The 10884-nt window shown below is 68.8% G+C and carries 10 protein-coding genes; 5 read left to right on the top strand and 5 right to left on the bottom strand.

The features are described 5' to 3' along the window. Nucleotides 1-3 precede the first annotated feature (3 nt). Nucleotides 4-1281 carry an aminotransferase family protein gene (locus GONAM_RS08995; RefSeq protein ID WP_040535867.1) on the top strand — a complete coding sequence of 426 codons (1278 nt, stop codon included), beginning with the start codon at nucleotides 4-6 and terminating at the stop codon, nucleotides 1279-1281. 73 nt (nucleotides 1282-1354) lie between these two features. Here GONAM_RS08995 and GONAM_RS08990 read toward each other — a convergent pair whose 3' ends face one another. Further along, nucleotides 1355-1888 carry an alkyl hydroperoxide reductase gene (locus tag GONAM_RS08990; RefSeq protein WP_006866439.1) on the bottom strand — a complete coding sequence of 178 codons (534 nt, stop codon included), beginning with the start codon at nucleotides 1886-1888 and terminating at the stop codon, nucleotides 1355-1357. A 14-nt stretch (nucleotides 1889-1902) separates the two neighbouring features. Beyond that, complete coding sequence (locus tag GONAM_RS08985; protein WP_006866438.1) at nucleotides 1903-2490, bottom strand: peroxiredoxin; 588 nt, start codon at nucleotides 2488-2490, stop codon at nucleotides 1903-1905. A 126-nt stretch (nucleotides 2491-2616) separates the two neighbouring features. On the opposite strand from GONAM_RS08985, the gene GONAM_RS08980 reads away from it, so the two are divergent. Beyond that, nucleotides 2617-3549, top strand: coding sequence for a hydrogen peroxide-inducible genes activator (locus GONAM_RS08980; protein ID WP_006866437.1), 933 nt, complete (start codon nucleotides 2617-2619; stop codon nucleotides 3547-3549). A 4-nt stretch (nucleotides 3550-3553) separates the two neighbouring features. Here GONAM_RS08980 and GONAM_RS08975 read toward each other — a convergent pair whose 3' ends face one another. Together GONAM_RS08975 and GONAM_RS08970 are read right to left on the bottom strand one after the other, a co-directional pair. Beyond that, the gene (locus GONAM_RS08975) at nucleotides 3554-5659 is read right to left on the bottom strand and encodes a DEAD/DEAH box helicase (protein ID WP_083876396.1); all 2106 of its coding nucleotides are present in this window, start codon (nucleotides 5657-5659) and stop codon (nucleotides 3554-3556) included. Beyond that, a complete protein-coding gene (locus GONAM_RS08970; protein WP_006866435.1) occupies nucleotides 5656-6636 on the bottom strand; it encodes a proteasome assembly chaperone family protein in 981 nt (326 codons plus the stop codon). The genes GONAM_RS08975 and GONAM_RS08970 overlap by 4 nt, the downstream gene beginning before the upstream one ends. 253 nt (nucleotides 6637-6889) lie before the next feature. Between GONAM_RS08970 and GONAM_RS08965 the strand changes: the two genes are divergently transcribed. Both GONAM_RS08965 and GONAM_RS08960 read left to right on the top strand, forming a co-directional pair. Then, nucleotides 6890-7555 (top strand): hypothetical protein, encoded by a 666-nt coding sequence (locus tag GONAM_RS08965; protein WP_040535864.1) that lies wholly within the window; start codon nucleotides 6890-6892, stop codon nucleotides 7553-7555. Between the two features lie 91 nt (nucleotides 7556-7646). Further along, a complete protein-coding gene (locus GONAM_RS08960; RefSeq protein WP_006866433.1) occupies nucleotides 7647-8735 on the top strand; it encodes a DUF4192 domain-containing protein in 1089 nt (362 codons plus the stop codon). Nucleotides 8736-8770: 35 nt separating this feature from the next. Here the strand turns inward: GONAM_RS08960 and GONAM_RS08955 are convergent, their stop codons facing one another. Continuing rightward, nucleotides 8771-9466 carry an iron-dependent transcriptional repressor DtxR gene (locus GONAM_RS08955; RefSeq protein WP_006866432.1) on the bottom strand — a complete coding sequence of 232 codons (696 nt, stop codon included), beginning with the start codon at nucleotides 9464-9466 and terminating at the stop codon, nucleotides 8771-8773. Nucleotides 9467-9626: 160 nt separating this feature from the next. On the opposite strand from GONAM_RS08955, the gene GONAM_RS08950 reads away from it, so the two are divergent. After that, nucleotides 9627-10883: an acetoin utilization protein AcuC gene (locus tag GONAM_RS08950; RefSeq protein ID WP_006866431.1), complete on the top strand. Its 1257-nt coding sequence runs from the start codon at nucleotides 9627-9629 to the stop codon at nucleotides 10881-10883. Nucleotide 10884: the final 1 nt, after the last annotated feature.

Raw genomic sequence — 10884 nt, 5'->3', positions numbered from 1 at the left:
TCGATGCGGGGAGCGGTCACCTCGCCCGGCATCATGGTGGGCATGTCTGAAACTTCTGGTGCTCTGTGGCACGGCTTCGCCGACATGGGTGCGGTGACCGCGAGTGGACCCTTCGTCGTGACCAAGGGCGAGGGGACCCGTATCTGGGACCGCGACGGCAAGGAATACATCGACGCGACCGCCGGTCTCTGGTTCACCAACGTGGGCCACGGCCGCACCGAGATCGCCGACGCGGTGTCGCGTCAGCTCGGCACGATCGCGCACTACTCGAACTTCGGTGACATCGCGAGCGACGTCACGCTGCAGCTCGCCGACGAGCTGGCCGCGATCGCGCCGGTGCCCGGGTCGAAGATCTTCTTCACCTCGGGCGGCAGCGACTCGGTCGACACCGCGGTCAAGCTGGCCCGCCGCTACTGGGTGGAGCAGGGCAAACCCGCCAAGCGCGTCGTCGTCAGCCGGACCAAGGCCTACCACGGCATGCATGCCGCGGGTACGTCGCTGGCGGGCATCCCGCTCAACCACGACGGCTACGGCGAGCTCATGCACGACGTGCAGAACGTCGACTGGGACGACGCGAAGAGCCTGCTCGGTCTGATCGAGCGGGTCGGCGCGGAGAACATCGCCGCGTTCTTCTGCGAGCCGATCATCGGCGCCGGTGGCATCTACCTGCCGCCGGCCGGATACCTCGACGAGGTCCGCGCCATCTGCCGCGATCACGACATCCTGTTCGTCGTCGATGAGGTCGTCACCGGCTTCGGCCGTATCGGCGGCGACTCGTGGTTCGCCTCGGCGCGCTTCGACCTCCAGCCCGACATGATCACCACCGCCAAGGGCCTCACCTCCGGCTACGTGCCGATGGGTGCGGTGTTCATCGCCCCGCGCGTCGCCGAGCCGTTCTTCGCCGGAGGTGTCTGGTGGCGCCACGGTTACACCTACGGCGGTCACGCCGCCGCCGCGGCCGCCGCGCTGGCCAACCTGGAGATCATCCGCCGGGAGAACCTGCTCGCCGAGGCCTCGCGCCTCGAGGGCGACCTCGCGACGGCGCTGGCCCCACTGGCCGACCTCGACACGGTCGCCGAGGTGCGCACCGGCCTCGGTGCCGTCACCGCGGTTCAGCTCGCCGACCCGGCCACCGCGCCGGCCGCGGTCCTTAAGCTGCGCGAGCACGGCGTCAGCACCCGTGCCGCCGGGCAGGGTGCGCTGCAGATCTCACCGTCGTTCGTCATGACGACCGACGAGGTCGGCGAGATGGCCGACCGCATCCGCGCCGCGCTCAGCTGACGGGCCGAACACCCCGAACACGACGAAGCCCGGCTGCCGAATGGCAGCCGGGCTTCGTCGTATGTGTTGCCGATCAGGCGTTCGCGAGCACCTCGGTGGTCGCGATGGCCTGGGCCACGCCGGCCACGATCGAGGCGACCTTGAGGGCCTCGAGGATGGCCTCGCGCTCGACGCCGGCCTCACGCAGGGTGTTCTCGTGGGCGGCGACGCAGTGGCCACAGCCGTTGATCGAGGACACGGCGAACGACCACAGCTCGAACGCGGCCTTGTCGACACCGGGATTGCCGATGATGTTCATCCGCAGACCGGGACGCAGGTCGTCGTACTTGCCGTCGAGGAAACCGCGACCGCGGTAGAACACGTTGTTCATACCCATGATCGACGCGGCACCGAGTGCGGCGTTGTAGGCCTCGGCCGACAGGTTGTCAGCGGCCTCGTCGGCGATCTCGGAGAGCACCTTGGCACTCTTGGTGGCGGCTGCGGTCGACAGCAGGGTGCCCCACAGCTGCTCCTCGTTCAGCGCGGTGGTGCGGCTGATCGAACCGAGGTTGAGCTTGAGGTCCTTCGCGTACTCCGGAAGTGCTTCCTTGAGATTGTCGATGCTCATCTTGATCTCCTTCTCTAGACGCCCGAGGACATGAGCTCACCGGCGTTGATCGTCGGGTCACCCTTCTTCCAGTTGCAGGCACACAGCTCGTCGGACTGCAGGGCGTCGAGGACGCGCAGGACCTCGTCGACGTTGCGGCCCACGGAGCCGGCGGTGACCGACACGAACTGGATCTCGTTGTTCGGGTCGATGATGAAGGTGGCGCGGTCGGCGACACCGTCGGTGTTGAGAACGCCTGCGGCGGTGGCCAGCTCGCGCTTGAGGTCACTCATCATCGGGAACGGCAGGGTCTTCAGGTCCTCGTGCTGTGCACGCCACTGGAAGTGGACGAACTCGTTGTCGACCGAGGCGCCGAGCACCTGGGTGTCACGATCGGCGAACTCGTCGTTCAGCTTGCCGAAGGCGGCGATCTCCGTCGGGCACACGAAGGTGAAGTCCTTCGGCCAGAAGAAGACGACGCGCCACTGACCGGGGTGGTCGTCGGAGGTGACGGTGGTGAAGTAGTCGTCGGGCTGCTGGGCGTTGACCTTGCTGAGGTCGCCACCGATCACGGCGGTGAGGTTGTAGGCGGGGAACTGGTCACCGATGGTGAGCAGGGCCATGTATCGCTCCTTCAGCTGAGGGGGTGTACCGAAATTGCGCGCGAAAGACTTTCGCGACGTACGAGTACTATCGTGCCGGAAAATCGGCAAAAGCGAAACGTGATTAGTAGCACTACACTGATAACCATGCCCGATAAAACTTATCAGCCCACCATCGCCGGCCTGCGCGCGTTCGTGGCCCTCGCCCAGCGCAGGCACTTCGGGTCTGCCGCGGCGGACCTGGGAGTGAGTCAGCCGTCGCTGTCCCAGGCCCTCTCGGCGCTCGAGACGGGTCTCGGCGTGACACTCGTCGAGCGGACGACCCGCCGGGTCCTGCTGACCCAGGACGGCGAGGAATTGCTGCCGCGAGCGATGGCAGCCGTCGATGCCGTCGACGAGTTCACCGCCGCGGCCGCGGGTGCCGGCCAGCCGCTGCACGGTGCCATCCGGCTGGGCGTCATCCCGACGGTCGCGCCCTACGTGCTGCCCGCGGTGCTCCGCGGACTCGCCGACAAGCTGCCGGACCTCCGGCCCCGTGTCGTCGAGGAGCAGACCGGGCGGCTCGTCGAACAGCTGCGGGGCGGCACCCTCGACGTGGCACTCCTGGCGCTGCCGCTCGACGTCCCCGGTATCGCCGAGGTTCCGCTCTACCGTGAGGATTTCGTCCTCGCCCTGCCGGCCGGGCACGCCCTCGCCGGCAAGCGGCGGGTGGACCCGAGCGCACTGGCCGACCTGCCGTTGCTGCTTCTCGACGAGGGGCACTGTCTGCGTGACCAGGCGCTGGAGGTGTGTGCGCTTGCCGGGGTCCGGCCCGACCTGGGACAGACGCGCGCGGCGTCGCTGACGACGGCCGTGCACTGCGTCGTCGGCGGGCTCGGGGTGACCCTCATCCCGCAGACCGCGGTCGCCTCGGAGACGGCTTCGGGAGACCTGGCGATCGCCACCTTCGCCTCGCCGCGGCCGGGGCGTCAGATCGGGGTCGTCTTCCGCCGGTCCGCGCGCCACGACGATGCGTATCGAGAGCTCGCGACGATCATCTCGGAGATCGTCGCCGACACCGGCGCGGTCACGCCGGTGTGAGTGATCAGGCCTCCGCGGCCTGGGCGGCGAGCGCCTCCCACTCGTCGACGAGGCTCGAGTCGACCTCGCGGACCATGGTGCCGAGGTCGGCCACGATCTGCTCGATCTCCGGCGTCACCGCACTGGTCGGAACGCCTTGGCGCAGAACCCGATAGCAGTCGGACAGGTAGCGCAGCACCACGCCCTCGCTGCGGGCGAGACCATAGGCGGAGATCAGCTCGGTGAAGGTCATCGCCTTCTCCAGCATCTCGCGCAGCACCGACTTCGGGTTGGGCGGGAACGACGCCACCCAGGGGTGGCCGCGCCGGTAGATCTCGAAGGCTCCGAAGATCTCCTCGAACAGCGGCTGCGGCCAGGTGATGTCCTCCAGCCGCGTCATCCGTTCCTCGTACTCGATGCCGTCGGCCTTCATCTCGGCGATCGCCGCGTCGCGGGCGACCTTGCGCTGGGCGAGCAGCAACGGCCGCGGGTTCTCCAGCGTGGACTCGAGGATCGAGATGACATCGAGGGCGTACGTGGAGGATTTGGGGTCGAGGATCTCGAACGTGGCCATCGCGAACGCCGACAGCGGGTTGGTCAGCGCGAAGTTCTCCGGCATGTCCACGCTGAGGGCGATGTGCCGACCGGTCTCGTCGGGTTCGTCGAGCTGTACGACGATCCCGGCGTCGCGCAGGCCGCGATAGAGCTCGATGGTGTGTTTGATGTGGCGCAGCTGCCGATCGCGCGGTTCGTGGTTGTCCTCGAGGAGGTGCCGGATGGCGGCGAAACAGTCACCGGGCCGGCCGAGTACCTCGAGCAGCATCGCGGTGGTCATCTGGAAATGCGACCGCAGCGGCTCGTCGGGGGCGTCGATCAGCTGGGTGAAGGTCTTCTCGCCCCACGAAACGAAACCCTCGGGAGGCTTGCGGCGCACCAGCTTCCGCAGCTTCTTCGGATCGTCGCCGGCCTTGGCGACGGCGCGGGCGTTCTCCACGTCGTGCTCGGGCGCCTGGGCGACCACATAGCCGACGGTGTCGAAGCCGGCCCGGCCGGCGCGGCCCGCGATCTGATGGAACTCACGCGCCCGCAGGCGCCGGACGCGGCGGCCGTCGTACTTGCTCAACCCGGCGAACAGCACCGTGCGGATCGGCACGTTGATGCCCACGCCGAGGGTGTCGGTACCGGCGATCACCTTCAGAAGTCCTTGCTGCGCAAGACGTTCGACGAGGCGACGGTAGCGGGGGAGCATCCCGGCGTGGTGGACGCCGATGCCTGAACGCAGGAGCTTCGACAGGGTGTTGCCGAAGCCGGTGGAGAACCGGAAGTCGCCGATCGCCTCGGCGATCGCGGCCTTCTCGTCCTTGTCGCAGATCTTCACGCTCAGCAGTGCCTGGGCGCGTTCGACCGCGGCGGCCTGGGTGAAGTGCACGACGTAGATCGGCGCGCGTCCACGGTCGACGAGGTCGGCGATCGTCTCGTGGATCGGGGTCATCGCATAGTCGTGGACGAGCGGCACGGGCCGTTGGGCGCCGGTGACCTCGACCGTGTCCCGCCCGGTGCGGCGCGCGAGGTCGTCGACGAAGAACGAGACGTCGCCGAGTGTCGCCGACATCAGCAGGAACTGCGTGGACGGCAGCTCGATGAGCGGGACCTGCCAGGCCCAGCCGCGGTCGGGTTCGCCGTAGTAGTGGAACTCGTCGGCGACCAGCGTGCCGATGTCGCTGTCACCACCCGCCGCGAGGGCGAGGTTCGCGACGATCTCGGCGGTGGCGCAGACGATCGGCGCATCCGGGTTGACCGACGCGTCGCCGGTCAGCAGGCCGACCTGATCGGCGCCGAACATGCCGCACAGTTCGAAGAACTTCTCGCTCACGAGCGCCTTGATCGGCGCGGTGTAGAAGGCCCGTTCGCCGCGGCAGCGCGCGAAATACAGTGCGCCGGCGGCCACGAGCGACTTCCCCGAACCGGTCGGGGTAGCCAGGATGACGTGGCTGCCGGCGAGCAGCTCGAGCAGGGCCTCTTCCTGGTGTTCGTACAGGTCGAGGCCACGATCGGTCCACCACTGTGTGTACGTGTCGAGCGCCTGGTCCTCGTCGTCGACCGGTACCAGGGCCGTCGGGCTCGCGGTCAGATCGACGATTGCGGTCCCTCGTCTCCGGGCTCGTCGTCCTTCGAGGTCTGCTCGGCTGCCTGCTCGGCGAGGAACCGCTCGAGTTCGGCGCCAAGTTCGTCCCCGCTGGGCAGCGACTCCTCGGCGGCGAGCAGCGACGCGCGCTCCTCGGCGGCCTGGGTGAAGGTGTCGTACTGGGTCTCGAGTGCGGCGACGACCGACTCGATCTCGGAGTTGCCCTCGACCTCGGTGTCGACCTGGGCGCGCACCTTCTCCGCGGCGCTCTCGAGCGCGGCCAGCGGCAGGTCGAGACCGGCCAGCTCGGCGACTGCGGACAGCAGCCGCGCGGAGGCCGCCGGGTAGTTGGTCTGCGCCAGGTAGTGGGGCACGTGGACCGACAGGCCGGAGGCCCGGTAGTCGTGTTCACCCATCCGCAGCTCCAGCAACATCGAGGCGCTCGCGGGCAGCTTCATCGCCGAACCCCAGCGGGGGAGGTCGCCGAGCGCGTCGGGATCGCTGCCGTGCGCGGTGATCGATGGTGGACGCGTGTGCGGCACGGCCATCGGGATCGCGTTGAGCCCGATGACGTCGGTGACGCCCAGCCGATCGGACAGGCGGCGCACCGCGTCGACGAACTGCTCCCACCGCAGATCCGGTTCGGCGCCGGCCAGCAGCAGGAAACCCTTGCCCGAGTTGTCGCGGATCGCGTGCAGGGTCAGGGCCGGCATCTCGACCTCGGTGAAGGTCTCACCGCTGAACGAGATCGTCGGGCGGCGGGAGCGGTAGTCCATCAGCTCGTCGGACGAGAACGTCGCGACCAGTTCCGATTCCAGGCTGTCCCGGAGATGGGCGGCTGCGAGCGCGACGGCGTGGCCGGCGTCGGCGAACCCTTCGAGGGCATGGATCAGAACCGGGCCCGTGCCATCGGCGCGGGTGACCTGCGGAGCGGGAAAGGCGAGTTCGTACAGCGCGTCGTTCCGCGCGGGTTGCTCGTCCACGTCATCCCTCCTTGTACGTGGCGGCCGTGATACAGCACGGCCGGATTCTCGTCATATGTCTCATTGTCTCGCACCTTCGGTCGCGGTTGGCACCGGCGTCCGGCGGAACACCGAATATGTAACGACATCGTCGCGTCAGGGATTCCCTCCTCGGGTGTGTCACCTGCGTGAGCGGACGCCTGCGGTGGCACAGTAGATCGCTGTGACCCCGGCAACCGCTGCACCACCTACGTCCTCCGGACGCCGCCTGCCCGTGCTCGTACTGGCCGCTGCCTGCGCCGTTCTCGCGGGTGGTGTGCTCTCGGCGTGTTCGATCGTGGGAGACGCCGAGCCGGCGGATCCCGACCTCTCGTCGAGGTCGGTGGCGGCGTCGGACTTCCCGGGCGGTCCGGCGAGCCCGATCCCACCCCAGGCGGTGGGCAACGCCCTGGCCGACGTGACCGGTGGTCCGGCGCCGGGGCAGAAGGAGAACACCGAGGTCTCGCCGCCCGAATGCGCACCCGCCCCGGTCTCCGCCGACGGCGCCGTCGCCTTCCTCGGCCCGGGCACCGCGGAACGCTCGACCCTGACCACCGTCGTCGCGCATGTCGACACCCCGCTCACCGACGTCGTGAAGCGTGCCGAGAAGTGTCCGGAACTGACGACGACCACCTTCGGGGCGTCGTCGACGGTCACGACCGAGGTCCTGCCCGCCCCGCCCGCCCGCGACGGTGTCGACACCGCGACCATCCGTCGCACCATCGTCACCGGCGGTGGCACCGCACCGGTCACCACCAGCTCCCTCGCCCTGATCGGCGAGCGCGACGGGGTGCGCGTGTACGCCGAATATCGTTGGCCTGCAGCAGGTCCGGTGCCCGTCGAGGATTCGGCGGCGCTCGACGAGCTGTTCGCAAAGGCGGTCTCCGCCGCCTTCGGCTGACGAGGTCGCGACCTGTGGACGGCCTGCGGCAGTTGTCCACAGGTCATCGCGCACACAGTCGGGATGGCGTTCCGCGGCCGATGCTTCTCCCATGCCCGCCTTCGCGTCCTCCCGACCCGTCCGTGACCCCATCGATCCGACGACGCTGCTGACAGCGATCCCGGCGTTGCTCGGCTTCATCCCGGAGCGTTCGATCATCGTGGTCGCCTTCGCATCCGACCGGGGGATCTCGGCCACCATGCGCCACGATCTCGCCCTCGACGACACCGGCGCACCGACCTCCGAGCTGTCCACCGTGCTCGCGGGCCTCGGGGCGATCACCCACTCCTACGGCGCCGACGAGGTCGTGGCGATCATCGCCGACGACCGCTATCCGGCCGACGATCCCCGATATCGACGGGTACTCGCGATCGCCGACCGCCACTTCGACGCGATCGGGGGTGTCGCCACCGGATTCGCCCTGTCCGCCTTCGATCCCGGCGCGGCATGGTCGGTGATCTGGTGTCCCGACGGACAGGCGTGGTCGGTCGACGTCCTCGACGACCGCGAGGGCGTCATCGACGATCCGCAGACCTGCCCGACCGCCATAGCCGAGGCGGTGAAGTCGGGTCGACGCATCCTGCCGCGCCGGTCGGAGATGCGGGCCATGCTCGAACCCCTTCCCGGCGAGTGCAGCGACGCACGACGCTGCTCGTACTGCGAGGCGTGCCGGGTCGATGTCCCGGCGATGTCCGACCCGGTGTTGCTGAACCTGCTGACAGGGGTGGTCGCCGACGGCGGGGGACCGCTGGACTGCGCGGAGGTCGCCGTGCTGGAACAGGCCATCCGGCGCCCTCCGGTCCGCGACGCCGCACTCGCGCTCGCCGTCACCGACCTACGAGACGACGCCGAGTCGGTCTGGCGGGAACTGACGCGGCGCCTCTCCGGACCGGGACGGGCCGCCGCCGCGACCCTGCTCGCGCACCTGCACTACATCGGCGGGGAAGGGGCGTACGCCGGCGTCGCCCTCGACGTCGCTCTCGAATCCGACGCGGACGCGAAGTTGGCCGGCCTCCTCGACACCGCTCTCCGGGCCGGCGTACGGCCGACGATGCTGTGGGAGATGATCGACGGCTCGTACGGGACAGCCCGGGAACTCGGGGTCCAGATGCCAGAGATCACCCGGCGCGCGGCCGGGTGATCTCTGGAAACCCACTGCGTCAGACGATTACTGCGTCAGACTTTTTCGACGACCTTCTCGACGAAGACCGAATGCGCCATGTCGGCGGAGAGCTCGAGGCCCTCGTGTCCGGGCGTGTTGATCGTGATGGTGCCGGCGACGTTGGTCACCGTCACGCGGGCGTTCGGAACCACACCGGCCTCCCGCAGATGCGAGATGAGACCCACATCCGACTGGGCGTGCTCGGACAGCCGCCGCACGATGACCGCCACGGTGTCGCCCGCGGGCAGATCCGCGATCCGGGTGGCCCCGTCATCGGCCGAGGGCACCTCGACACCGAGCAGATCCAGGCCCGGGATCGGGTTGCCGTACGGCGAGGTCGTCGGGTACTCCAGCACGGCGAGCAGACGGCGCTCGACGTTCTCGCTCATCACGTGCTCCCAGCGGCAGGCCTCCTCGTGGACCTGATCCCAGGGCATGCCGATGACGTCGACCAGGAGTCGCTCGGCCAGGCGGTGCTTGCGCATGACCGCGACAGCCAGCGAACGGCCGCGCTCGGTCAGTTCGAGATGGCGGTCACCGGCGACGCGCAGGAGTCCGTCGCGCTCCATCCGGGCGACGGTCTGGGAGACGGTCGGGCCGCTTTGGTCCAGGCGCTCGGCGATACGTGCCCGCAGCGGCACGATCCCCTCTTCTTCGAGGTCGTAGATCGTCCGCAGATACATCTCGGTGGTGTCAACCAGATCGTTCACTGTGCCCAATCCCTTTCGTCCCCGCCAAGATTACCCTGTTCGCCCACGGTGACAGCCCTCTCACGCGCTCGCGGACCCTGACGACGACCCCGACCGTACCCACATGTGGCCGAACCGACATCGTGCACCCGCCCGCGAGCTGAACCACTAGCCTGAACCTGTGACCGACACTTCCACGACGGCCGTCATCTGGAGCGAGGACTTCCTGTCCTACCGGTGGGCCCACACCCACCCGATGAATCCCGTGAGGCTCGCGCTCACGATGACCCTCGCCCAGAGCCTCGGGGTGCTCGACGACGTCGAGACCGTGCCGCCCCAGGCCATCGACGATGACGCCCTCACCGTGGTGCACACCCGCGACTACATCGACGCCGTCCGTGCCGTCGGTTCCGGGACCGCATCGCTGTCGGGACCGCTGCTCGAGCGACTCTTCGGACTGGGCGATGCCGACAACCCCGTGTTCGCCGGGATGCACGAGGCCGCCCGTCTCCTCGTCGGCGGCACCCTCGCCGCCGCCCAGACCGTCGCGTCCGGTGCCGCGACCCGCGCGGTCAACATCGGCGGCGGCATGCACCACGCGATGAAGGCCCGGGCCGCGGGGTTCTGTATCTACAACGACTGCGCGATCGCGATCCGCTATCTCTTGGACAAGGGCTTCGACCGGATCGCCTACATCGACGTCGACGCCCACCACGGCGACGGTGTCCAGGTGGAGTTCGCGGCGGACCCGCGCGTCATGACGGTCTCGCTGCACCAGCATCCTGCGACGCTGTGGCCGGGGACGGGCTGGCCGACCGAGGTCGGCGACGGCGATGCGCAGGGGAGTGCGGTCAACCTCGCCCTCATGCCCAACACCGAGGATCGCCTGTGGCTGCGGGCTTTCCACGCCGTCGTGCCGTCGCTCGTCGCCGAGTTCAAACCACAGATCATCGTCAGCCAGTGCGGCGCCGACAGTCATCGCGCCGATCCGCTCACGGACCTCTCGCTGACCGTCGAGGGTCAACGTGCGGCGATGATCGCGATGCGTGATCTTGCCGACAAGTACTGTGAGGGACGGTGGATCGCGGTCGGCGGCGGTGGCTACGGCGTCGTCAACGTGGTACCCCGCAGCTGGACCCACCTGCTCGGCGTCGCCCTCGGCCGGGAGATTGACCCCGCCACGACGATCGACGAATCCTGGTGTGCCACAGCCGAACAGATCTCCACCCAGGTGCACTCCGACTATGCGCGGCCGCCGGTCGGGGTGATGGGCGACGGCGGCGACGTCGACTATCAGCCGTGGGACGGCGATGCGGGTCAGGAGCCCTTCGAGGGGGTGAGTGCAACAGCACAGCGACAGACCGATCGCGCAATCCTCGCGACCCGCCGCGCGGTGTACCCTCTGCACGGTCTCGACCCGGAGGATCCCCGTGACTGAT

The organism is Gordonia namibiensis NBRC 108229 (assembly GCF_000298235.1).
Taxonomy (GTDB): Bacteria; Actinomycetota; Actinomycetes; order Mycobacteriales; family Mycobacteriaceae; genus Gordonia; species Gordonia namibiensis.
Note: the sequence above shows the minus strand (reverse complement) of the source record. Positions and strands in the feature narration are given on the sequence as shown.

Coding starts and splice junctions, on each gene's coding strand:
- GONAM_RS08995 (WP_040535867.1), top strand. CDS start 4: ATGCGGGGAGCGGTCACCTCGCCCGGCATCATGGTGGGCATGTCTGAA.
- GONAM_RS08990 (WP_006866439.1), bottom strand. CDS start 1,888: ATGAGCATCGACAATCTCAAGGAAGCACTTCCGGAGTACGCGAAGGAC.
- GONAM_RS08985 (WP_006866438.1), bottom strand. CDS start 2,490: ATGGCCCTGCTCACCATCGGTGACCAGTTCCCCGCCTACAACCTCACC.
- GONAM_RS08980 (WP_006866437.1), top strand. CDS start 2,617: ATGCCCGATAAAACTTATCAGCCCACCATCGCCGGCCTGCGCGCGTTC.
- GONAM_RS08960 (WP_006866433.1), top strand. CDS start 7,647: ATGCCCGCCTTCGCGTCCTCCCGACCCGTCCGTGACCCCATCGATCCG.